General features: G+C 75.4%; 2 protein-coding genes (1 of these 2 cut by a window edge). Both read right to left on the bottom strand.

Annotation, left to right across the window (positions count from 1 at the left end):
* Nucleotides 1–11683 carry the 5' portion of a non-ribosomal peptide synthetase gene (locus SYYSPA8_RS00630; protein WP_323444867.1) on the bottom strand. Its footprint begins 806 nt before the window's first position, so 11683 of the gene's 12489 nt are visible here — the first part of the coding sequence; it begins with the start codon at nucleotides 11681–11683; its stop codon lies beyond the left edge, outside the window.
* The gene (locus tag SYYSPA8_RS00625) at nucleotides 11680–25992 is read right to left on the bottom strand and encodes a non-ribosomal peptide synthetase (protein WP_323444866.1); all 14313 of its coding nucleotides are present in this window, start codon (nucleotides 25990–25992) and stop codon (nucleotides 11680–11682) included. Before SYYSPA8_RS00625 ends, SYYSPA8_RS00630 begins: the two co-directional genes overlap by 4 nt.

The following is a 25992-nucleotide window of genomic DNA, read 5'->3' as shown; positions in this document are numbered from 1 at the left end:
AGGGGACGCTGCCCCGGTCGCGGTCGGCCGGGCCGGTGTCGCCTACGGGGTGGCTGACCGACCAGATCGCCGCCTCGGTGGCGCCGCCGTAGCTGTGGATCCCGGCGCGGGGGCAGCGGGCGCGGATCCGTCCGGGCAGGTCGACGGGGATCCAGTCGCCGCTCATCATGACCAGGCGCACCGACGGGAAGCGGGCCGGGTCGGGGGCCGAGTCCACGAAGAGCTGTGCGAGGGCGGGGACCGAGTCCCACAGCGTGATCCGGTGTTCGGTGACGAGTTCGTGCCAGCGGGCCGGGTCGGTGCCCCGGCCGGGCGGGAGGAGCACGACCCGGCCGCCGGCCGCGAGGACGCCGAAGAGGTCGTAGACGGAGAGGTCGAAGGTGAGCGACGAGACCGCGAGGACGGCGTCGTCGGGGCCGACCTGGTGGCGGGTGTTGATGTCGAGCAGGGTGTTGCAGGCGGCGGCGTGGCTGATCATCACGCCCTTGGGGGTGCCGGTGGAGCCGGAGGTGTAGATGACGTAGGCGAGGGAGTCGGGGGTGAGTCCGGGGGTCGGCGGCGCGGTGGCCGGGCCGTCCATGGCGGGGTGCAGGACCGGCCGGCCCGCCCAGGCGGATGGGTCGGGGCCGCCGTCCGGTGCGGTGACCACGGCGACGGCTTCGCAGGCGGTGACGACCGTACGCAGCCGGTCCGCCGGGTGGGCGGGGTCGAGCGGGACGTACGCGGCACCCGATTTGAGCACGCCGAGGACGGCGGCGACCTGGTCGGTCCCGCGTTCCAGCGCGACCGCGACCCGGTCGCCGGGGCGGACCCCGAGGGCGGCGAGCCGGTGGGCGAGGCCGTTGGCGCGGGCGTCGAGCCCGGCGTAGGTGAGCTGTTCGCCGGGCCGGTCCCGGTCGGTGCCGATGACGGCCACCGCGTCGGGGGTACGGGCCACCTGTGCCTCGACGAGCCGGTGCAGGCAGTCGGGGGGCAGGTCGGCGGCGGTGTCGTTCCACTCCCGTACGATCCGGTCCCGCTCGGCGCCGGTCAGCAGGGGCAGCCGGTCGACGGGGGTGGTGTCGTCGGCGTCGGCGAGGGCGGTCAGCAGGGTCCGCCAGTGGCCGAGGAGGCGTTCGACGGTCGTCCGGTCGAAGAGGGATGTCGCGTACTCGGCGCCGCCCCGGATCCCGTCGTCGGTCTCCGCGAGGGAGAGCGTCAGATCGAAGCGGGAGGTGGTGTGGGCGGGGCCGCCGAGGGGTTCGGCGGTGATGCCGGGCAGGTCGAGCCGGTCCCCGATGCCGTCGCCGCTCCCGGATCCGAAGCCTGTGCCGGTGCCGGTGCCGGTCTGCCAGGCGAGGGCCACCTGGAAGACCGCGTTGTGGGCGAGTGACCTGGTGGGCCGGACCAGGTCCACCACCTGCTCGAACGGCAGGTCCTGATGGTCCTGGGCGGCGAGGGTCACCGCCTTCACCCGGGCCAGCCAGGCGGCGACGGACGGGCTGTCCGACAGATCGAGCCGCAGGGGCAGCATATTGACGAAGAAGCCGATCAGGCCCTCGGTCTCGGGCCGGCCCCGGTTGGCGCTCGGGGTGCCGATCACCACCTCGTCCTGCCCGCTGACCCGGGTGATCAGCGCGGCCCAGGCCGCCAGGACGGTCATGTAGAGCGTCAGGCCGTGCCGGGCGGCGAGCGCGCGGAGCCGTTCCGTCAGCTCCGGTCCGACGGCGCAGGCGACGGCCCCGCCCGCGATGTCCTGGTGGGCCGGACGGGGGCGGTCGGTGGGCAGCTCGCACCGCTCGGGCGCGCCCGCGAGCGTCCGCTGCCAGAAGTCGGCCTGCCGCTTCAGCTCCTCCCCCGACACCCAGTCCCGTTGCCAGAGCGCGTAGTCGGCGTACTGGACGGTCAGCGGCGGCAGCGGATCGGGGCGGCCCGCGCGGTAGGCGGTGTAGAGGGCGCGGATCTCACCCGCGAGGATCCCGAGCGACCAGCCGTCCGAGACGATGTGGTGCATGGTGATGGTGAGCGCCCACTCGCGCTCGCCGGTGCGGGTGAGACCGCCCCTGATCAGGGGGCCGTTGACGAGGTCGAAGGGGCCTTCGTCCGCGCCCCAGGCGAAGGCGGCGCGGGGGGCGATCCGCTGCACCGGCTCGCCCTCCTGCGCGAACGTCGTCCGCAGGGCCTCGTGGCGGGAGACGACGGTGTCCAGGGCCCGCCGCAGGGCCTCCTCGTCCAGGTCTCCGGTGAGCCGCAGGCGCAGCGGGATGTGGTACGCCTCGCTCACACCGTCCAGCTGGGACAGGAACCAGAGGCGGCGCTGCGCGAACGACATGGGGAGCGGGCCGGTGCGGGGGACGGGCACGATCGGGGGGTGGGTGCTCGCGGTCGCCTCGGCCACGGTCCGGGCCCAGTCGGTGAGGGCGGGCGCGGTGAACAGCGTACCCAGGGAGATGTCGACGTCCCAGCGGGTCCGCAGCCGGGAGAGCGCCCGTACGGCGAGGAGGGAGTGGCCGCCGAGGGCGAAGAAGTCGTCGTGGCGGCCGACGCGGTCGACACCGAGGAGGTCGGACCAGATCTCCGCGAGCGCCCTCTCGACCGGGCCGCGCGGCTCCTCATACACCCCGCGTACGTAGGCGTCACCATCGGGCGCGGGCAGCGCGGCCCGGTCCAGTTTCCCGTTCGACGTCAACGGCAGCGATTCGAGGAGGACATACGCCGACGGGACCATGTGGGACGGCAGGCAGGACACGAGATGGGGACGCAGATCCTCCGTGGACGCGTCGCCGGTGACGTAGGCGACGAGGGTGTCGTCACGCGCGACCACGACCGCCTCCCGTACGCCGTCCTGACGCAGCAGGACGCTCTCGATCTCACCGGGCTCGACCCGGTAGCCCCTGACCTTGACCTGCGAGTCGTTACGGCCGACGTACTCCAGCTCACCGTCCTCGGACCACCGCACCACATCACCCGTCCGGTACACCCGCTCACCGGGGACGAAGGGGTCGTCCAGGAAGCGTTCCCCGGTGAGGTCGGGGCGGTTGAGGTAGCCCCGGGCCACACCGGCACCACCGACATACAACTCCCCCGCCACACCGACGGGAGAGGGACGGCCCTCATGGTCCAGGACATAGGTCCGCAGGTCGGGCAGCCTCACCCCGATGGGGCTCGATGAACGCTCCAGATCGGCAGGGGTGATCTCCCGCGCGGTGACATGCACGGTGGTCTCCGTGATCCCGTACATGTTCACCAGGACCACATCCCGGTCCGCCTCCCGCGCGAACCACGGCCGCAACACCCCCACATCCAGGGCCTCACCACCGAAGACCACATACCGCAGGCGGTGTTCACGCGGATCCGACTCCCGCGCCGCCAGGAAACGGCCGAACGCCCCCGGGGTCTGCGACAGCACCGTCACCCCCGCCGCGCACACCAGCTCATGGAACTCCTCCGGTGAGCGAGCGGTGTCACCCGGGACCACGACCACCGAACCACCCGACAGCAGCGCCCCGAACACCTCCCACACCGAGAAGTCGAACGCGAACGAATGGAAGAACGACCACACGTCATCCGGACCGACGTCGAACCAGCCGGCAGCAGCCGTGAACAGCCGCACCACCTGACGGTGCTCGACCAGCACCCCCTTCGGCCGCCCCGACGAACCCGACGTATGGATCACAGAGGCGAGGTGGTCCGGACGGACCGGCACGCCGACCGGGTCGTGGGCCGGGCCGTCCTCGGGGATCGTGTCGACGACGGCGACGGGGCGGCAGTCTGCGAGCAGGAGTTCCTGCCGTTCCACCGGATACGAAGGATCCACCGGCACATACGCGGCACCCGCTTTCAGCACGCCCAGGAGGGCCGCGATCAGATCGGCGCCGCGCTCCATCCGCACCGCCACCAGATCATCCGGAACCACACCCCGCGCCAGCAGGTCGTGCGCCACCCGATTCGCCCGCGCGTTCAACTCCCCATAGGAGACCCGCACACCACCATCGACCACAGCCACCGCACCCGGAACCGAAGCCACCCGGGCCTCGAACACCTCATGCACACACGACTCCACCCGCGACGAGACCACACCGGTCTCGACCGGCACCGGAACCGCGTCCAGTGCGACCACTGCCACCGACCCATCACCTGCGAGCGCGTCGGTGAGGGCCGTGGCGGCGGTGTGCAGATAGCCGGCGATCCGCGCGGGATCGGCCTGCCGGGGGGCCTGGACGGTCAGGGCGAAGGCGGCCGGGGACTCGTCCACGGAGACGGTGAGCGGATAGTTCGTACGGTCCAGGGCCGCGACGGGTGCGGCGGTGGCCGGGCCGGTGGTCCCCTGCGGGGTCTCCTGCCCGGCGGAGTCGTCGTGGCGGTAGTTGAGGAGGGAGGTGAACAGCGGCGCGGGCGCGGGCACGCCGCTGCACCGCTGGGCGTCAGCGAGGGAGGCGTGTTCGCGGCGGAGCAGTTCCGCCAGGAGGGCCTGCGTGTTCCGGACGGCGGTGGCCGCCGGGGTGCCGTCCACGGTCAGGCGGACCGGCAGGGTGTTGATGAACGGGCCGAGCGCGCCCGCCGTCGCCGCGGAGCGCCCCAGCAGGACCGTTCCGAAGACGACGTCCCGCCGGCCGGTGAGCCGGGCCAGGACGAGGCCCCAGGCCAGGTGCCAGAGGGCGGCGGGGCTGACGGAGAGCCGCCGGGCGGCGGCCCGCAGCCGTCCGGTGAGCGCGGGCGGCAGGACGGCGCGGTGTTCGGCGGGCGCCGCGGTGGCCCGGAGCCCGTAGGGGTCGGTGGGTGCGTCGACGTCGCCGAGCAGGTCGGTGAAGAAGGCCCGGTCGCCCGCCGGGTCGGCGGTGGTCAGGACGTGGGCCACGAAGTCGCGGAAGGGGACGGGCGGGGGCAGGGTGTTCCCCTCGCCGCTCACGAGCGCGGCGACTTCGCGGCCTATGGCGTCGAGGGTGCCGTGGTCGCCGACGAGGTGATGCAGATGCAGGCCGAGGAGCCAGCGGTCGCCGTCGGGGGCGACGCTCACGCGCAGCAGCGGGGCGCGGCGGATGTCGATCCGGCGGACGGCGGTGATGTCCCCGGGGCCGGCCGCCTCGGTCACCGGCAGGGCCGCCCGGCGCCAGACGACCTGCCGGGGCTCGGGCAGGTTCTCCCACACCACGGCGGTGCGCAGGATGTCGTGGCGGTCGATCACCCGCTGGAGTGCGGCGAGGGTCGCGTCGACGCGTTCCCGGCTGTCGTAGGGGAACGCGAGCGTCGTCAGATACGGATCGGTCTCGTCCGGCAGCGCTTGATCCGGCATCAGATGGTGGAAGAGCACGCCCTGCTGGAGCGGGGCGAGGGGGTAGACGTCCTGGACGTTGTCGGCGCCCCCGTCGACGGCGGGCGCGACGGCGGCGATCTCGTCCGGTCCCGGCGCGGGGAGCGTGGGCCGCTCGCCGGGTGCGGCGAGGACGGTCTCGGCGAGGTCGCGCAGGGTGGGCGCGGTGAAAACCGAGGTGAGGGTGGTCGCGAGGCCCCGTTCGCGGAGTCGTTCCAGGACGGTGACGGCGATCAGGGAGTGGCCGCCGAGGTCGAAGAAGTTGTCGTTGCGGCCGATCCGTTCCTGGCCGAGGACATCGGCCCAGACGGCGGCGAGGGCGGTCTCGACGGGGCCGTCGGGGGCTTCCCACGCCTGCCGGAGGTAGGCGTCGGGCCCGGGCTCGGGGAGGGCCGCGCGGTCGGCCTTGCCGTGGGGGGTGAGGGGCACGGTGTCGAGCCGGACGTAGGCACCGGGGAGGAGATGGTCGGGGAGCGAGCGGGCCAGGTGGGCGCGGAGTTCCTCGGGGGCGGCCGTGCCGGTGTGGTAGGCGACGAGGGCGCCGTCGCGGCCGGTGACGACGGCCTGGCGGACGGCGGGGTGTTCCCGCAGCCGGGTCTCGATCTCGCCGGGTTCGACGCGGATGCCGCGGATCTTCAGCTGGTCGTCGAGGCGGCCGAGGTGGGCGAGGGTGCCGTCGGAGCGCCAGCGGGCCCGGTCGCCGGTGCGGTACATGCGTGCGCCGGGGACGAAGGGGTCGGAGACGAAAGGACCGGGGAATCGTTCCGCCGTGGGGCCGGTGCTGCCGAGGTAGCCGCGGGCGAGGCCGGCGCCCGCGACGCACAGCTCGCCCGCCGTGCCCTCTGGCACCGGTTCGCCGTGCGGGTCCAGGACGTACACCCGGACGTTCTCGATGGGACGGCCGATGGGGACGTCGGTCTCCCCGGGGGCACAGCGGTGGTAGGTGGCCCAGATGGTGGCCTCGGTGGGCCCGTACTCGTTGACCAGTTCGGCGCGGGGGTGGGAGCGGGCGAGGTCGGCGGCGAGGCCGGGCGGGCAGGTGTCGCCGCCGACGACGACGCGGCGCAGGGCGGGTGCGTCCAGGACGGGCAGGACGGCGAGGAGCGCGGAGGTGGCGCAGATCAGGGTCTCGACGCGCCGCTCGCGCAGGAGGCCGGGGAGGGCGGCGGGGTCGGGCGGGGCGACGACGAGGGTGCCGCCGGTGGTGAGAGTGCCGAAGAGGGCGGCGGCGGACGCGTCGAAGGCGAGGGGGACGGCGAGGACGCAGCGTCCGGGTGAGCCGTGGACGCGGGCGCGGGCGCGGGTGGCGGCCACGATGGCGGCGTGTTCGACCAGCACGCCCTTGGGGGTGCCGGTGGTGCCGGAGGTGAAGAGGGTGTAGGCGAGGTGGTCGGGTCGGAGGGCGGTGCGGTCGGGCGCGGTGTCCGGCCCCTGCCCGTCGAGCGCTCGGCGGACGGCGGTGGTGTCGAGGACGGTGACGGGGGTGGCTTCCGCCGCGACGGCGTGGTTCCGGGCGGCGGGCGCGGCCGGGTCGAGGGGCACGTAGGCGCCGCCGGCCTTGAGGACGCCGAGGACGGCGACGACCATGTCGGTGCCGGGCGGGACGCTGATCCCGACCCGGTCGTCGGGGCCGGTGCCGAGGCCGCGCAGGTGGTGGGCGACCCGGTTGGCGCGGGCGTCGAGTTCGGCGTAGGTGAGGTGGTGGCCCGCGTCCTCGACGGCGACGGCGTCGGGGGTGCGGGCGGCCTGTGCCTCGAAGAGGTCGGGCAGGCAGGCCGGTGGGTGCACGGCGCGGGGGCCGGTGCCGAGGGCGATGAGCCGGTCGCGTTCCGCCGCTGTCAGGAGCGGCAGCCGGGACAGGGGGGTGGTGTCGTCGTCGGCCATGGCGGTGAGGACGGTCCGCCAGTGCCCGAGGAGGCGTTCCACGGTGGCCCGGTCGAAGAGGGCCGTGGCGTACTCGACGCCGCCGTGGATCGCGCCGTCCTCGGTGCGGGCGAGGGCGAGGGTGAGGTCGTGGGCGGCTCCGTCGTGGCGGTCCGGCGGCAGGGGTTCGGCGGTGACGCCGGCCAGGTCGGGGCGGGCCGCGCCGGTGCCGGTCTGCCAGGTGACGGCGTGCTGGAAGAGTGGCGCGTACGCGGCGGAGCGGGCCGGGGCGACCAGCTCCACCACCTGTTCGAAGGGCAGGTCCTGGTGGGTCTGGGCGGCGACGACCCGTTCGCGGACCCGGCGCAGCCACTGTCCGGTGGTGGGGTCGCCGGTGGTGTCGAGCCGCAGGGCGAGCATGTTGACGAAGAAGCCGATCAGGTCGTCGGTCTCGGTGCGGGTGCGGCCCGCGGTGGGGGTGCCGACGACGACCTCGCTCTGGCCGGAGAGGCGGGTGAGGACGGTGGCCCAGCCGGCGAGCAGGGTGACGAAGAGGGTGCAGCCGTGGCGGCGGCTCAGGGCTTCGACGCGGTCCGCCAGGGCGGGTTCGACGGCGAGTTCCACGAAGGCCCCGGCGAAGTCCCGCTGTGCGGGGCGGGGCCGGTCGGTGGGGAGTTCGCAGATCGCGGGGGCGCCGGTGAGGGCGGCACGCCAGTGGTCGGCCTGGGTGTCGAGGGGCAGGGACCGCTGCCAGGCGGCGTGGTCGGCGTACTGCACCGGGAGCGGCGGCAGCGGGTCGGGGCGCCCGGCGGCGAAGGCGTTGTAGAGGGCGTCGAGTTCGCGGACGAGGACACCGGCGGACCAGCCGTCGAAGACGATGTGGTGGGCGGCCAGGCGCAGTTCCCACTCCTTCTCGCCACCGCGGGTGAGCCGGCCGCGCAGCAGGGGGCCGCGGTTCAGGTCGAAGGGGGCTTCGAGGTCGTCGGTCCAGGGGAAGCCGGTGGGGGGTGCGATGCGCAGGGCGCCGTCGTCGGTGAAGGTGGTGCGCAGGATCTCGTGGCGGGCGACGACGGCGTCCAGGGCCCGTCGCAGCGCGCTCTCGTCGAGGTCGCCGGTGAGCCTCAGTCCCATGCGTACGCGGTGGGCGCGGTCGGCGCCGTCGAGCCGGGACAGGAGCCAGAGCCTGCGCTGTCCCGGCGCGGGTTCGAGGGTCCGCCCGCGTGGTACGGGGGTGATCGGCGGCGGGGCGGGGGTGCCGGTGGCGGCCACGGCGCGGGCGTAGTCGGCGAGGACGGGGGTGTCGAAGACGGCGCTGACGGCGGTGTCGAGGCCGAGTTCGGAGCGGAGCAGCGCGGTGGCGCGCATGGCGGTGAGCGAGTGCCCGCCGAGGTGGAAGAAGTCGTCGTGGCGGCCGACGCGGTCGACGCCGAGGACGTCGGCCCACAGGGCGGCGACGGCGTGCTCCAGCTCGCCCACGGGTGCGGGCCCGCGCTGCGGCCCGGCGGCGGAGGGGGCGGGCAGGGCGGCGCGGTCCAGTTTGCCGCCGGGGCCCAGGGGCAGCGCGTCGAGCCGTACCCAGCGGGTGGGCACGAGGGGCGCGGGCAGGTGGGCGGCGGCCTCGGCCCGGATGCGGTCGGTGGGGATGTCGCCGGTGACGTAGGCGACGAGGGCCCCGTCGTGGACGGCGACGGCGACGGCGCCTGCTCCCGCGGCGGGGGCGAGCACCGCTTCGATCTCCCCGGGTTCGACGCGGTGGCCGCGGATCTTGACCTGGTGGTCGAGGCGGCCGAGGAATTCCAGGGTGCCGTCGGCGCGGTGGCGGGCCCGGTCGCCGGTGCGGTACACGCGTGCGCCGGGGACGAAGGGGTCGGGGGCGAACCGTTCGGCGGTGAGGGCGGGCCCGCCGAGATAGCCGCGGGCGACTCCGGGGCCGCCGATGACGAGTTCGCCCGCGACGCCGGTGGGCGCGGGGCGGCCCCGCTGGTCGAGCACGTACACCCGGGTGTTGGCGACGGGCGTGCCGATCGGAACGGGGGCGCCGTCGGGGACGCAGAGGTGGGCGGTGGCCCAGACGGTGGCCTCGGTGGGCCCGTACTCGTTGACGACGGCGACATCGGGCAGGAGCGCGGCCGAGTCGGTGACGAGGTCCGGCGGGCAGACCTCGCCGGCGACGACGACGGTGCGCAGACATCGGCCCCGGGTCGCCAGGTCGGGTTCGTCCAGGAGGGCGCGGTGCAGGGAGGGGACGCAGAGCAGGGTGTCGATGTCGTGGCGGGCGATGTCGGCGGCGACGGCCCGGGGGTCGCGGGGGTCGGTGGCGATGACCAGGGTCGCGCCCTGGGTGAGAGTGCCGAAGACGCCGGCGACGGAGCTGTCGAAGGACAGGGAGGACAGCAGCAGGAAGCGGCGGACGTGCGGGTAGGCCAGGTTCCGGGCGTGGGTGGAGTGTCGGAGCTGGGCGTGCTCGACCATGACGCCCTTGGGCCGGCCGGTGGAGCCGGAGGTGTGGATGACGTAGGCGAGGTGGCCGGGGAGCAGCCCGTCGCGGGCGGGCGCGTGGTCCGGCCGGCGTGCGAGGTCGGCGTCGGCGAGCAGGGCGTCGTCCACGACGGCGACGGGCGCGGTGTCGGCGGTGATCCAGGCGAGCCGGGCGGGCGGGTACGCGGGGTCCAGGGGGACGTAGCCGCCGCCGGCCTTGAGGACGGCGAGCAGCGCGACGATCATGTCGGTGCCCCGGTCGAGGCGGACGCCGACGCGGTCGTCGGGGCGGACGCCGAGCGCTCGGAGGTAGTGGGCGAGGCGGTTGGCGCGCCGGTCGAGTTCGCCGTAGGTGAGGCGGGTGTCGCCGTGTACCACGGCGGGCGCGTCGGGGGTGTCGGCGGCGTGGGCCGCGATCCGTTCGTGCACCAGGGGTTCGGGCACGGGCACGGGGGCCGGGTTGAACCCGTGGACGAGGGTGTGGAGTTCGTCCGGCGGGAGGATGTCGGCGGGGTACGCGGCGGGGTCGGCGACGGCGGCGAGCGCCGCGTGGGCGTAGTCGCGGATCCGTTCGGGGTCGAGGGGCGCGGTGGCCTGCACGGTGAGGCCGAAGCCGGTGCCGAGGTCGTCCACGGACAGGGTCAGCGGGTAGTTGGTGCGTTCCTCGCCGTGGACGGGGCGGATTCCGGGCCAGGGGTGGTCCTGGGCGGGGGCGGAGTAGCGGTAGTTGAGCAGGGTGGTGAAGAGGGGGGCGGGCGCGGGGACGGCGCCGCACCGCTGGGCGAGGGCGAGCGAGGCGTGTTCGTGGGCGAGGAGTCCGGTGAGGAGCCGGTGGGTGGCGCGGGCGGCGGTGGAGGGGTCCGGCGCGGTGTCCACCCGCAGGGGCAGGGTGTTGATGAACGGTCCGACGGCGCGGTCGGCGCCGTCGCCGGAGGCGGCGAGACGGCCGGAGAGGACGGTGCCGAAGACGACGTCGTCGCGTCCGGTGAGGCGGGCGAGGACCTGGGCCCAGGCCAGGTGGGCGAGGGCGGCGGTGCTGACGCCGAGGGTACGGGCCCGTTCCCGCAGCCTCGCCGCGACATCGGGGTCCACGCGGCGGCGGGCCTCGGTGACCCGGGTGCCGTCGCCGCCGGCCCGGAGCAGGCCGTAAGGCGCGGTGGGCTCGTCGGTGCCGCCCAGCATGGTGGTGAAGAACGCCTCGTGGGCGGCGGTGTCGGCGGTGAGCCTGACCCGGGCGACGAACGTGCGGAACGGTACGGGGACGGGGAGCCGGTCGGCGGTCCCGGCGAGGTGGGCGCCGATCTCCTGGTGGACGACCTCCAGGGTCACATGGTCGGCGACGAGGTGGTGCAGCAGCAGCACGGCGAGCCAGCCGTCTTCTCTGCCGGGATCGCCGTCGGGGGCGACGACGACCTGGGCGAGGGGGGCGCGGCGCGGGTCGAGCCGCAGCCGGCGGGGGTCGGCCAGGGCACGCACCCGGGCCGCCCGGTCTTCGCCGGCCGCCGCCCGGGGGCCGGCGGTGATCTCGGTGACGGGCAGGGTGACGCTCCGCCACACCACCTGCACCGGCTCCGGCAGTCCCTCCCACACCACGGCGGTCCGCAGGATGTCGTGGCGGTCCACGACGGCCTGGAGGGCGGCGAGGAAGGCGTCGAGCCGTTCGCGGGTGTCGCAGGCGTAGGCGAGGCTCATCAGATAGGGGTCGGCGGCGCCGGACGTCAGATGGTGGAACAGGACCCCTTCCTGGAGCGGTGCCAGCGGATAGATGTCCTGCACCTGGGCCGCCCCGCCGTCGACGGTGGCGACGACGGCGTCGATGTGCCGCTGTTCCAGGGCGACGAGGGGCAGCATCGCGGGGGTGATCCGCCGGGGCGGCGCCCACCACTGGTCGTCCAGCCGGCCGAGGAGCGCGGTCTTGTGCTCCCGCAGGGCGGCGACGAGTGCGGGGCCGGGTGCGGGGCCGCGGACCTTGAGCGCGTCGCCCTCGCGGCGCAGTTCGACGCCGAGCGCGCCGAGTTCGGTCAGCAGGTCGTCGAGGGTCACAGCGGTCACAGCGTCAGCTCCACAGTGCCGGAAGCGGTACCGGAATCGGTGCCTGGATCGGTGTGGTTCGGGTCCGGGATGAGGTTGGGCGGGATCACCGGCGCGTCGGCGGGGGTGCCGAGCGCGAGGGCCAGCGCGGCGAGGGTGGGGGCCCGGTAGAGGGTGCGGACGTCGGTGGGCAGACCCGCCCGGCGCAGCCGCTCCATCAGGGTGACCGCGAGCAGGGAGTGGCCGCCCAGGTCGAAGAAGTTGTCGTGGCGGCCGACCCGTTCGGCTCCCAGCAGCTCGGCCCAGATCGCGGCGACCGTCGTCTCGACCGTGCCGCTGGGCGGTGCGTAGGCGCCGCGTACCAGGGCTTCGCCGCCGGGGGCGGGGAGCGCCGCGCGGTCCGTCTTGCCGCTCGGGGTGAGCGGCAGCGCGTCGAGGCGGACGTAGGCGGCGGGCACCAGGTGCTCGGGGAGGTGCCCGGCCAGCGCGGCCCGCAGCGCGGCGGGTTCGGCGGTGCCGGTGACGTAGGCGACGAGCGCCCCGTCGACGGCGGTGACCACGGCCTCCCCCACGTCGGGGAGCGCGGTCAGCGCGGCCTCGACCTCGCCGGGCTCCACCCGGAAGCCGCGCACCTTGACCTGGTGGTCGTCGCGGCCCAGGTACTCCAGGGTGCCGTCGGGCCGCCAGCGGGCCAGGTCGCCGGTGCGGTAGACGCGGCCGGGCCGGAAGGGGTCGTCGGTGAACCGTTCGGCGGTCAGCTCCGGGCGGCCCAGATACCCCCGGGCGACCTGGACGCCCGCGATCCACAGCTCGCCGGGGGCGCCGGCGGGGGCGGGCCGGCCGCGCCGGTCCACCACGTACAGCCGGGTGTTGGCGACCGGGCGGCCGATGGTGACCGGCCGGCCGGGCGGGCAGGGCGTGGCGCTGACGTCGACGGCGGCCTCGGTGGGGCCGTACAGGTTGTGCAGGGCCGCCCCGGGCAGGGTCCGGTGGGTCCGTTCGGCGAGCGCGTCGGTGAGGACTTCGCCGCTGCACAGCAGCAGCCGCAGCCCGGTGCACCGCGCGGCCGCCGGGTGGCCGAGGAAGGCGCCCAGCATCGACGGAACGAAGTGGATCGTGGTGATCCGTTCGCTGCGTACGAGGTCGGCCAGGTACTCGGGGTCCCGGTGGCCGCCGGGCCTGGCCAGTACCAGCCGGGCCCCGGTGATGAGCGGCCAGAAGAATTCCCAGACGGAGACGTCGAACCCGTACGGGGTCTTCTGGAGCACGGCGTCGTCGGCGCGGAGACCGTAGGTGTCCTGCATCCACAGCAGCCGGTTGACGATGGAGCGGTGCTCGACCATGACGCCCTTGGGCCGCCCGGTGGAGCCGGAGGTGTGGATCACATAGGCGAGGTGGTCGGGCCGGACCGGGGTCGGGGTGTGGGACGCCGTGCCCGTCTCCCGCAGGTCGAGCACCGGGATCCCGGAGCAGCCGGCGGGGGCGTCCCGGTCGGTGAGGACGGCGGCGGGGGCGCTGTCGCGGACGAGGAACGCCAGCCGATCCGCCGGGTCTTCGGGGTCGAGCGGCACATAGGCGGCGCCCGCCTTGAGGACCCCGAGCAGGGCGGTGACCAGGGCGGTTGCCCGCTCGGCGTGCACGCCGACCCGGTCGTCGGGCCGGACCCCTGCGGCGGCGAGACGGGCGGCGACGTATCCGGCGCGCGCGTCGAGTTCCGCGTAGGTCAGGGTCTCCTCGCCGACGACGGCGACCGCGCCGGGGGTCCGCCGCACCTGCGCCTCGACCAGTTCGTGCAGACAGACCTCGGGGTAGCCGGCCTCGGCGCCCCGGCCGGCGTCGAACACGGCGGCGCGGGCGGCCGGCGGCAGGACGTCCAGCTCGTCCACGGCGCGGCCGGGGGCGCCTTCGAGGGCGTCGGTCAGGACGGTGACGGCGTGTGCCGCGAGGGCGGCCACGTCCGCCGGGCCGACGGGTGCGGCGGCCTGGACGGTGAGGTCGAAACCCGTACCGAGGTCGTCCACGGCGAGCATCAGCGGATAGTTGGTGCGTTCCTCGGCGTGCTCCCAGTGGATGCCGGGCCAGGCCGCGCGGGGCGCGGGGGCACCGGAGTGGCGGTAGTTGAGCAGGGCGGTGAAGAGCGGAGCCGGGGCGGGCACCCCGCTGCACCGCTGGGCGAGGGCGAGGGGAACGTGCTCGTGGCCGATGAGTTCGGCGAGGAGCCTGTGGCAGGAGCGCAGCGCGGACCGTACGTCCGTGCCGTCGACGCGGACCCGGAGCGGGAGGGTGTTGATGGTGGGGCCGACGGCCCGCTCGGCGCCGCTCATCCGGCCGAAGAGCACGGTGCCGAAGACGACGTCGTCGCGGCCGGTGACCCGGGCCAGCACCTGCGCCCACGCCAGATGGAAGACGGCGGCGGCGCTGACGCCGCAGGTGCGCGCGGTCTCCCGGACCCGGGCGGCGAGCGGCGCGTCGAGGTGCACGGTGTGCTCGGTCACCGCCCGGCCGTCGCCGTCGGCGCCGGTGAGACCGTACGGGGTGGTGGCCTCGGTGACATCGGCGAGCATGCCGGTGAAGAAGCGGGTGGCCGCGTCGGTGTCGGCGCTGCCACGCGCCTGCTCCACGAAATCACGGAACGGGACGGGGGCGGGCAGGGTGTCCTCGCGGCCGTGCAGATACGCCTGGATCTCCGCGAAGACGGCCTTGAAGGTGGTGTTGTCGTCCATCAGGTGGTGGCTGACCATCAGCAGCGACCAGCGGTCCCCGTCGGCGGCGGTATAGAAGCGCAGCAGGGGCGCGCGCCGGACGTCGAGCCGGTGGCGGCGGGGGTCGTACCGCCGGCGCAGCTGCTCCAGGGCGGGCCCGCCGGCCGGGTCGAGATCATCGACCTCGGTGACGGGCAGCGGGGCGCTGCGCCAGACCACCTGCACGGGTGCCGGGAGTCCTTCCCACAGGACGGCGGTGCGCAGGATGTCGTGGCGGTCGGCCACGGCTTGGAAGGCGGCGAGCCAGCGGTCGAGGAGGTCGCGGCTGTCGAAGCCGATGCCGACGGTGAGGAGATAGGGGTCGCCCTCGTCCTCGCCGGTGAGGAGGTGGTGGAAGAGGACGCCTTCCTGGAGCGGGGTCAGCGGATACACGTCCTGGACGTTCGCCGCTCCGCCCGGGACGGCTGCCTCGACGGCGGCGCGCTGGTCGGGGGGCAGTGCCGCCAGAGGATCGGGTACGGCAGGTACGGGTTCGGGGGCAGGGGCAGGTACGGGTTCGGGTTCGGGTGCTTCCAGGGTGGTGTGCGCGGCCAGGGCGGCGAGGTCGGGGGCGGTGAACACCGCGCCGACGTCCACAAGGAGCCCCCGTATCCGCATCCGCTCCAGCAGGGCGACCGCGAGCAGCGAGTGCCCGCCCAGCGTGAAGAAGTTGTCGTGCCGGCCCACCCGGTCGCGGCCGAGGAGCCCGGCCCAGATCTCCGCGAGCGCGCTCTCCACCGGTCCTTCGGGCGCGGTGTACCGGCCGGTGGCGAAGGCGTCCGGGGCCAGCGCGGGCAGCGCGGCCCGGTCGGTCTTGCCATGCGCGGTCAGCGGCAGCACGTCGAGCCGGACGAAGGCCGTCGGCACCAGGTGCTCCGGCAGCCGGGCGGCGAGTTGCCCCCGTACATCCGTTTCGGTGGTGTCGGTGGTGTAGTACGCGGTGAGGTGCCGCTCCCCCGCCGCGTCGGCGCGGACGGCGACGCACGCGGTCCGCACCCCGGGGAGGTCGAGCAGGTGCGCCTCCACCTCGCCCGGCTCGATCCGGTGGCCGCGCAGCTTGATCTGGTCGTCGGCGCGGCCCAGGTACTCCAGCGTCCCGTCGGGCCGGAGCCGGCCGAGGTCACCGGTGCGGTAGAGCCGGCCCCAGGGCGTCGTCACGAACCGTTCGGCGGTGAGGTCGGGACGGCCCAGATAGCCGCGCGCGACCCCGGCGCCGCCGATGTGGAACTCGCCCGTCACCCCCGGGGGCACGGGCTCGCCGCGCTCGTCCAGGACGTACAGGGCGGTGCCGTCGATGGGCTGGCCGACGGGGACGGGACGGTCGGGGTCGGTGTCGGCGGCGGTGACCTCGTGCGCCACGCAGCCGACGACGGTCTCGGTGGGCCCGTACTCGTTGACGATCCGTACGGCCGGGTCGATCCGGTGCCACAGGGCGACGGTGGCGGGCGGCAGGGCCTCCCCGCCGACGACGACGGTCCCGGTGTGGACGGGTCCGCCGTCGGCGATGACCAGCCGGCCGAGCGCGTCCAGATGGGCGGGCGTGATCTTCAGCAGGCTGCGGGTGCCGGGCTCGGCGAGCAGCGCGCGCAGGCCGTCGACCTCGGCGCCCTCGGGGACGAAGCGGATCCGGCCGCCCCGGAGCAGGGGGACGAGCAGACTGGTGACGGTGGCGTCGAAGGACAGCGACGAGGAGACGATCGCGCCGTCGTCGGGCTGGTAGGCGCGGGCCGCCCAGCGCAGATAGTTGGCGAGTCCCCGGTGCTCGACCAGGACGCCCTTGGGGGTGCCGGTGGAGCCGGAGGTGTGCAGGACGTAGGCGAGGTCGCCGGGTCCGGCGGTGGCGGGCGGTTCGGTGTCGGGTCCGTCCTGGGCGGCCAGGTCGAGCGGGACGGTGCCGTCGGGCAGTTCGCCGGGCGGGGTCCCGTCGTGGAGTACGGCCCTGGGGGCGGTGTCGCGCAGGAGGAACGCCAGCCGGGCCGGGGGGTAGGAAGGATCGAGGGGTACGTACGCGGCACCCGCCTTGAGGACGCCCAGGAGGCCGGCGAGGACGGCGGGGCCCCGGCGGGCGTGGAGGGCGACGAGGTCGCCGGGGCCGGTGCCGAGGGCCCGCAGCCGGTGGGCGATCCGGTTGGCCCAGGCGTCGAGTCCGGCATAGGTCAGGCCGTCGGTGGCGGGCGCGTCGGGGGTGCGGCGGGCCTGCGCGGTGAAGAGTTCATGGGCGAGGGGGCCGTCCGCCGGGTCCGGGGCGGGGCCCCGGGCGGCGGCCGTGGCCAGCTCCCGCCCGGCGGGGGTGAGCAGGGGCAGCGCGCCGATTTCGGTGGTGTCGTCGCCGCCGGTCATCGCCTCCAGCAGGGTGCGCCAGTGGTCGAGGTAGCGGCGGACGGTCGCCGCGTCGAAGAGCGCGGACGCGTACTCGGCGCCGCCGGTGATCTCCGTGACGGAGTCGGCCCCGGACCCGGTGACGGTCTCGGCGAGCTTCAGCGACAGGTCGAACTGGGCGGTGGTGTGGGGCGCGGCGGGCAGCAGCGAGGTGCCGAGGCCGGGCAGGGCGGGCGGCGCGGAGCCGTCGGCGGTGGCCGCCTGCCACACGAACACGACCTGGACGACGGGGGTGTACGCGAGGCTCCGCTCCGGGCGCACCAGCTCCACCACCCGTTCGAAGGGGACGTCCTGGTGGGCCTGGGCGGCGAGGACCCGTTCCTTGACGTGGGCCAGCCAGTCGGCCACGGACCGGCCGCCGGACGCGTCCAGCCGGATCGGCAGGGTGTTGACGAAGAAGCCGATCAGGTCCTCGATCTCGCGCCGGTCCCGGTGGGCGCTGGGCGAGCCGATGACGACGTCGCTCCGGCCGGAGAGCCGGGCCACGACGGCGGCCCAGCCCGCGAGGAGGGTCATGTAGAGGGTGGTGCCGTGGCGGGCGCCGAACTCCTTGAGCCGGGCGGTGAGCGCCGCGTCCAGGGTGCAGTCGACAACGCCGCCGGCGATGTCCTGGCGGGCCGGCCGGGGCCGGTCGGTGGGGAGTTCGCACAGCTCGGGGGCGCCGGCCAGCGCCTCGCTCCAGTACGCGGCCCGCTCGGCGGCCGCCGGGGCGCCGGCCAGGTCCCGCTGCCAGGCCGCGTAGTCGCCGTACTGCACGGCGAGCGGCGGCAGCGGATCGGGGCGGCCGGCGGCGAAGGCCCCGTAGAGCGCGGCGAGTTCGCGGGTGAACAGCCGCAGCGACCAGCCGTCGCCGACGATGTGGTGCAGGGTGACGAGCAGCGCGTGCTCCTCGTCGGCGACACGGACCAGCCGGCCCCGGATCAGCGGCCCGGTGGCCAGGTCGAAGGGGCGGGCGGCCTCCTCGGCGGCGACAGCGGCAACGGCTGCGGCGGAGGCGGCGGGGTCACCGCCGGTGGGCAGCACCTGCTCGGCCAGGGCGAACGCCGCCCGCTCCGCGATCCGCTGCACGGGCTCGCCGTCCCGCTGGGCGACGGTGGTCCGCAGCACCTCGTGGCGGGCGACGATCGCATCGAGCGCCCGGCGCAGCGCACCGGTGTCGAGCGCGCCGGTCAGCCGCAGGCCGAAGGGGATGTGGTAGGCCCGGCTCATGTCGTCGATCCGGGAGAGGAACCACATGCGGCGCTGGGCGTACGAGAGCGGGGCGCCGTCCCGGCGGGGCGCGGAGGTGACGGCGGGGCTCGCGCCGGGCAGGGCGGCGGCGACAGCGGCGGCGAATCCGGCGAGCCGGGGCCGCTCGAACAGCTCCGCGAGGGCGACGTCGACCCCGAGGGCGGCCCGCAGCCGGGTCAGGACCCGCACGGCGAGCAGGGAGTGGCCGCCGAGGTCGAAGAAGTCGTCGTGGCGGCCGACCCGTTCCTGTCCGAGGACGTCCGCCCAGATGGCGGCGGTCCGTTCCTCGACGGGTCCCGCCGGGGGCTCGTGATCGGGGCGGCCGAACGAGGCGGCACCCGGGTCGGGGAGGGCGGCCCGGTCGAGCTTGCCGTGGGCGGTCAGGGGCAGGGCGTCGAGCCGGACGTAGGCGGCGGGCACCTGGTGGTCGGGGAGGACGGCCGCCAGCCGGGCGCGCAGGCCGGCGGGGTCGAGCGGGGCGTCGGCCGCGCAGTACGCGACGAGCCGCTTCTCACCGTGTTGGTCGGTCCGGGCGACCACGACGGCGGCCCGCACCCCGGGGCACCCGGTCAGCCGGGCCTCGATCTCACCGGGCTCCACCCGAAAGCCCCGGATCTTCAGCTGCTGGTCGCGTCGGCCGAGGAATTCGATGGTGCCGTCGGGCAGCCGCCGGCCGAGGTCACCGGTGCGGTAGTGGGGCCCGCCGAAGAGGGTGACGAACCGTTCGGCCGTCTCGTCGGGCCGGCCGAGGTAGCCGAGGGCGACGCCGTCGCCGCCGATGACGAGTTCGCCGGTGACGCCGGTGGGGACGGGTTCGAGCCGGTCGTCGAGGACATGGACGGAGGTACGGGCGATGGGGCGCCCGAGGGGGACCCTGCGGGTGGGGTCCGCGCCGGGGTTCGCGCGGTGGACATGGCCGGCGGCCTGGCGGATGTGCGGGTCCGCGCCGGTGGCCGCACCGGCGCCGGTCGTCGGGCCGGTGATCCGGTGGGCATCCCCGTCGGCGCCCGTATCGACGCGGGCGTCCTGGTCCGCGTCCGGCACCGCGTGGGGGCCGGGAACGCCCGCGCCGTGGTGGGACTCCGGGGTCGTGCCCATGGCCGCACCGGGGTCCCTGCCCGTGCCCGGCGCTGCCTGCGCGACGGGATCGCCTGCGCCACGGTGGGATGGCGCAGCCGCACCCGACTCCCCACGGGAACCAGGCATCGTGCCCATGGCCGCGCCGGGATCCCTGTCCGCGTCCGGGACCCGGTGGGCGCCGGGACCACCCGCACCCTGCCCGGTACCCGAGGCCGTGCCCGTGGCCGCGCCGGAACCCGGGTCCGCGTCCGGCACATGAGGGGGTTCCGGGGCCACGACCGCGCTTCGGCGGACGTCAGAGGTCCGGGCCGTTCCGGTGTCCACGCGGTCATCCGGACCCGGACCCGGGCCCGTGCCCGTTCCCGTACGGGGATCCGGGTCCGCACCCGGGAGGCGACGGGCTCCCCCGCCCGTGCCGGTGGCCGGGTACGTGCCCGTGACCCGGTGGGCCAGGGCGTACGTCGTGGTCTCCGTGGGTCCGTAGACATGGATGAACCCGCCCGGCGGGTGCCGGTCCAGGAAGCGGGCGAGCAGGCCCGGATCGAGGATGTCGCCGCCGACGAGGAGCCGGCGCAGGCGGGCCAGGGCCGGGCCCGCCTCCTCGGCGTAGCGGTGGAAGAGGCTGGTGGTCAGGAAGAGGACCGTGACGCCGTGCCGGTCGAGACAGCGGGCGAAGCGGTCGGGGTCGAGCAGGTCGTCCTGGTCGACGACGACGGCCCGGCCGCCGGTGACGAGCGGCGCCCATACCTCCATCGTGGCGGCGTCGAAGGCCGGGTTCGCGGCGAAGGCGACCCGGTCGTCCCCGGTGAGGTCGAGATAGCCGCTGTCCAGGGCGAGGCGGCCGACGCCCGCGTGCGGGGCGATGACGCCCTTGGGGGTGCCGGTGGAGCCGGAGGTGTACATGATGTACGCGGCTCCGGGCGGCAGGGGGGCCGCGTCCGTGCCGGTCCGGGTCCAGCCCTCCTCGGTGACGACCACCCTGGCGCCGCTGTCGGAGACCATGAGTTCGCGGCGCGGCAGCGGGTGCGCGGGGTCGATCGGTACGTAGACCGCGCCCGCGCGCAGGACGGCGAGCTGGAGCGCGACCAGTTCCACGGAGCGGGGCAGGACGAGGGCGACCCGGTCGCCGGCCGTCACGCCGTGTGCGGCGAGGGCGCGGACGTGCCCGTCGGCGAGGGCGTCGAGCGCGGCGTAGTCCACCTCGCGGTCGCCGTGGACGAGGGCGACGGCGTGCGGGGTGCGGGCGATCCGGTCGGCGACCAGTTCCTCGATCCGGGACCGGGGCGGCAGGCCGTGCGGGGAGTGGGCCCCGGCGAGCAGCCGGGCGCGCTCCGGCGGGGTGAGGAGGGGCAGGGTCGTGGGGTCGGCGGTGTCCTCGGTGGTCATCGCCCGCAGCAGGGTGATCCAGTGTCCGGTGAGGCGCCGTACGGTGTCGGCGTCGAAGAGCGCGGTGGCGTACTCGACGGCACCGCGCAGCCCGTCGCCGGTGCCGGTGCCGGTGCCGGTGCCGGTGCCGGTCAGGGCGAGGGTGAGGTCGAAGCGCGAGGTGCCGTGGCCGGGTCCTGGCACGGCGGCGACGGCGAGGCCGGGGAGCGCGGGGGGCTCGTCCGCATCGGGCTGCCAGGTGAAACCGGTCTGGAAGAGGGGGTGGTGGGCCGGGTCGCGGGTGGGCCCGACGAGGTCCACGATCCGGTCGAAGGGCAGGTCCTGGTGGGCCTGCGCGGACACCACGCGGTCCCGGACCCGGGCCAGCCAGTGCCGTACGGTGGGCGCGGCCCCGGGCTCCAGGCGCAGCGGCAGCATGTTGACGAAGAAGCCGATCAGGTCCTCGGTCTCGGCCTGGCCCCGGGTCGCCGCCGGGGTGCCGATCACCACCTCGGGCTGTCCGGAGAGCCGGCACAGGGTGGCGGCCCAGCCGGCCAGCAGGGTCATGAAGAGGGTGACGCCGTGGCGGGCGCTGAACTCCTGGAGCCGGGCGGTGAGCGCCGCGTCGATGTCGCAGGTGACGGTGGCGCCGGCGTAGTCCTGCCGGGCGGGCCGTGGCCGGTCGGTGGGCAGGGCCCAGACCTCGGGCGCGCCGGCGAGCGCCGTGCGCCAGTACTCGGCCTGCCGGGCGAGATCCGCGTCGGGGCGGGCGTGCTGCCAGCGGGCGTAGTCGGCGTACTGGACGGGCAGCGGCGGCAGCGGGTCGGGCTCGCCCCGGGAGAAGGCCGTGTAGAGGGCGGTGAGTTCGCGGCCGATGATCCGCAGGGACCAGCCGTCCGCGACGATGTGGTGGAGGACGAGGATGAGGGTCCACCCGCCCGCCGTATCAGGTCCGTCCGGTGCGTCCGGTGCGTCCGATGAGTCCGATGAGTCCGGCGTGAGGCTGCCCCGGAGCAGAGGGCCCCGGGCGAGGTCGAAGGGGGCGTCGAGGGCTTCTTCGGGCACCCAGGCGAAGCCGGTGGGGGCGCCGGTCCGCTGCACGGGCCCGTCCGGGGTGTCGTGGAAGGTGGTGCGCAGGACGTCGTGGCGTTCGACGATCCGGTCCAGCGCGCGGCGCAGCGCGTTCCGGTCGAGGTCGCCGGTGAGCCGCAGGGCGTGCCGGATGTGGTAGGCGCCGCCCGCGCCCGCCCAGTGGGAGAGCAGCCAGAGCCGGCGCTGTTCCGCCGACGCGGGCACCGGTCCGGTGCGGTCGGCGGGGGTGATCGGCGGCAGGGCGCGGGGGCGGGCGGAGTCGACGGCGGCGGCGAAGGCGGCCAGGGTGGTCGCGGCGAAGACGGCGCTCAGCGGGACCTCGGTGCCGAGTGCGGAGCGCAGCCGGGCGACGACGCGGACCGCGACGAGGGAGTGTCCGCCGAGGTCGAAGAAGTCGTCGTCGCGGCCGACGCGGCCGGCGCCGAGCAGGTCGGCCCAGAGGGCGGCGACGGTGGTCTCCGTCTGCCCCTCGGGGGCCCGGTAGGCGCGGCGGGCGTAGGCGGTGGCGCCGGGCTCGGGCAGCGCGGCCCGGTCCAGTTTGCCGTTGGGGGTCAGGGGCAGGGCGTCGAGGCGGACGTAGGCGGCGGGGACCATGTGGTCGGGGAGGGCGGCCGCGACATGGGCCCGCAAGGCCTCGGGACCGGCAGGACCGGCAGGGGTGGTCTCGGGGCCGGCAGGGGTGGTCTCAGCGCCGCCGGCGCTCTCGGGGCCGGCCGGGTTCCGACCGGTGACGACGTAGGCGACGAGCCGTTCGCCCCGGGCCACGACGGCGGCCTCGCGCACATCCGGGTGGCAGGCGAGCCGGTGCTCGATCTCGCCGGGCTCGACCCGGAAGCCGCGCACCTTGGCCTGGTGGTCGCGGCGGCCGAGGAAGTCCAGGGTGCCGTCGGGCAGCCACCGGCCCTGGTCGCCGGTGCGGTACATGAGGTCGTAGGCGCGCTCGGCGGGGGTGACCTCGCCCCGGGCGCCGGTGAAGCTGTACAGGGTGTACCGCTGGACACCGTCGCTGCTGGTGATGGCGTACGGCAGGGTACGGATCCCGATACCGGTGGCGCCCAGGGAGCGCAGCAGCGCGACGAGGGCGAGCCGGTCCTCGCCGGCGGTCCGCCCGGGGGTGATCCGGTGGTCCTCGGGGGTGTAGACGAGGGGTTCGGTGACGTCTCCGTCGTCCACGGGGACCACGGGCAGGGTGGTCTGGAGGGCGAACCGGCCGCCGGGGCGGAGCAGTCGGAGCAGGTTGGCGACGAGGTCGCGGGGGCGGTGGGCGCGGTCGAGCACCATGGTGCTGACGGCGAAGTCGAGGCTGCCCTCGGGGATGCCGAACTCGGCGGCGCTCTCCCCGGGGGGTACGTCCACCTTCGCGGGCCGTACGTCGTACCCCTCGCGGCGCAGCCGCTGGACGAAGAAGGGGCTGAGGTCGAGGCCGGTGACGTGGGCGCCCAGGGCGGTCAGGGTGCGCAGCACCTCGCCGCTGCCGCAGCCGAGTTCGGCCCCGCGCAGCCCGGTGAGGCCGTCGGGCCCGGCGTCGAGCAGGGTGCGCAGGACGTCGGCGTCGAGTCCGGCGGCGGCGTAGCGGGCGTTCGCGCCTTCGAGGAAGTACCGGCTGAAGCCGCCGTACGCGGCGCTGTCGGACCCGTACCGGTCCAGGAACCGGCGGACGGCGGCGACGAGGTCGGCGTCGAGTCCGTCCGTACGGGCGATGATCTCGTCGGGGCGCAGGACGCGTTCGGCGGGGGCGGGGGCGGCCGTGGGGGTGTGCCGGGCGAGGAAGCGGTCGATGGCGTCGGCGGCGGAGGCGCGGTGCAGCGGGCCGTGCTCGTGTACGGCCCCGGCCAGGGTGAACGGGTTGGGGACGAAGCGGTCGGCGGTGGCGTCGGGGCGGCCCAGGTAGCCGCGCGCGAGGCCGGAGCCGCTGAGGTGGATCTCGCCGGCGACGCCGACGGGCTGCGGGTGTCCGGCGGGGTCGAGGACATAGGTGCGGGTGTTGTGGACGGCGGTGCCGACGGGTATGCGGTCGCGGCCGGCGACGGCCCCGGGGCTCGCGTGCCAGAGGTGGGAGTAGACGGTGTACTCGGTGGGTCCGTAGCCGTTCATGAAGCGTACGGAGCCGGCCCAGCGCCGGGCGAGGTCCGGGGTGCACTCCTCGCCGACGGAGACCACGGTCAGGGCGTCGCCGTGGGCGAGTCCGGTGGGGTCGATCTGCCGCAGCAGGGAGGGCACGGAGACGAGGACGTCGACGCGGTGCCGGTCGAGGGCCGCGGTCAGCCGGGCGGGTTCGATGTCACTCTGTTCGAGGACGACCAGGGTGCCGCCGTTGAGCAGGGCCATCACGGTCTCGCCGACGGCGCCGTCGAAGCTGTACGAGAAGAGCTGGGCGATGCGGCGGGGCCCGGTGAGGCCGAAGGCGTCCCGCTGCCAGGCGGCCAGGTTGACGACGCCCCGGTGGGGGACCATGACGCCCTTGGGCGTGCCAGTGGAGCCCGAGGTGTAGATGACGTAGGCGAGGTGGTCGGGGCGGAGTCCGGCGCGGGGCGGGTTCGCCTCGTCCCCGGCGGTCGCGGCGGTGCCGGGGGCTTCGGCGGTGACGGCGGTGACGGCAGTGACGTCCACGGTCGATACGCCGTCGAGGAGTCCGGCGGGCGGGGTGGGGCCGGTGAGCGCGGCGACGGGCCTGCTGTCGGCGACCATCGCGGCGAGCCGTCCGGCGGGGTAGCCGGGGTCCAGCGGCACATAGGCGCCCCCGGCCTTGAGGACGGCGAGGACGGCGGCGGTCATGTCGGCGCCCCGGTCGAGGAGGACGGCGACCCGGTCGTCGGGGCGGACCCCGAGGGCGCGCAGCCGGTGGGCCAGCCGGTTGGCCCGGGTGTTGAGTTCGGCGTAGGTGATCCGCTCCTCTCCCCGGACCAGGGCGGTCGCCCCGGGGGTGCGGGCGGCGTGCTCCTCGAAGACCTCGTGGACGCAGCGGTCGTCGGGGAAGGGGGAGTCGGTGGCGTTCCACCGGTCGAGGACCAGGGCGCGTTCGTCCGGCGGGAGCAGGGGCAGGGCGGCGAGGGGGCGGGTGTCGTCGTCGGCCATGCCCGCGAGCAGGGTGCGCCAGTGCCCGATGTGGCGTTCGACGGTGGCCGGGTCGTAGAGCGCGCGGGCGTACTCGACGCCGCCCTCGACGGTGGTGCCCGCGTCGGACAGCTTCAGCATGAGGTCGAACTTGGCGACGGTGCCGGCCTCGGTGCCGTGGGGGTCCTGCGCGTCCTGAAGGTCCTGCGGGCTCTGGAGCAGCCGTTCCTCCGCGTCCTGCCAGGCGAAGAACATCTGGAACAGGGGGCTGTGGGCGAGGCTGCGCGTGGGCCGTACGACGTCCACCACCTGCTCGAACGGCAGATCCTGGTGGGCGAGCGCGGTGAGGGTGGCCTCCTTGACCCGGCGCAGCCACTCCCCCACGGACGGGTCGCCGGAGGTGTCGAGACGCAGGGCGAGGGTGTTGACGAAGAGACCGACGACGCCTTCGGTGCCCGCGTGGCCCCGGTTGGCGGTCGGGGTCCCCACCACCACCTCGTCCTGTCCCGAGAGCCGGGCCAGGACGGCTCCCCAGGCGGCCAGCAGGGTGACGAAGAGGGTGGTGTCGTGCCGCTTCGCCAGGGCGCGCAGCCGTTCGGTGAGGTCGGGGTCGAGTGCGCAGCGGACGAGTCCGCCGGTGTGGTCCTGGCGGTCCGGGCGGGGCCGGTCGGTGGGGACCTCGCAGAGGGCGGGGGCGCCGGCGAGGTGGTCGCGCCAGTGGTCGGCCTGGGCCCGCAGGCGTTCGGCGGTCAGCCACTGCCGCTGCCACACCGCGTAGTCGGCGTACTGGAGCGGCACCGGGGGCAGGGGGTCGGGGCGGCCCGCGCGGAAGGCGTCGTGGAGTGCCCCGAGTTCGCGGACGAGGAGCGTCATCGACCAGCCGTCGACCACGATGTGGTGGGTGGTCAGGGCGAGCAGCGCACTGCCGTCGGACCGCCGGGTGAGGACGCCCCGGATCAGGGGTCCCGTCGTCAGGTCGAACGGCTCCTGGGGGGCGGGGGCTCCCGGGTCCGGCCCGTCGGTGGTCTCCAGCGGGAAGCGGCCCTCGGCCGCGACGACCTGGACGATCTCGCCGTCGGCCTCGTGGAAGGTGGTGCGCAGCGACTCGTGCCGGGCCACCAGCCGGTCCAGGGCCCGGCGCAGGGCGCCGGTGTCGACCGGCGCCGGCAGCCGCAGCCGGGTGGTGACGTGGTAGGCGGCGCCGCCCCCGTCCAGCCGGGACAGGAACCACATGCGCTCCTGCGCCGCCGACAGCGGCACCGGGCCGGTGTCCGTGCGCGGGGTGATCGCCGGGGCGGGCCGGGTCCTTCTGATCCCGGCCGCACGCGCGCGTTCGAGGAGACGTGCCCGCTCTTCCGGGCCGAGGTCGGCGAGGTGGGGTGTGTCCAT

The sequence above is a fragment of the Streptomyces yaizuensis genome, from assembly GCF_034961445.1.
GTDB lineage: Bacteria > Actinomycetota > Actinomycetes > Streptomycetales > Streptomycetaceae > Streptomyces > Streptomyces yaizuensis.
This window is presented reverse-complemented; position numbering and strand designations above follow the sequence as displayed.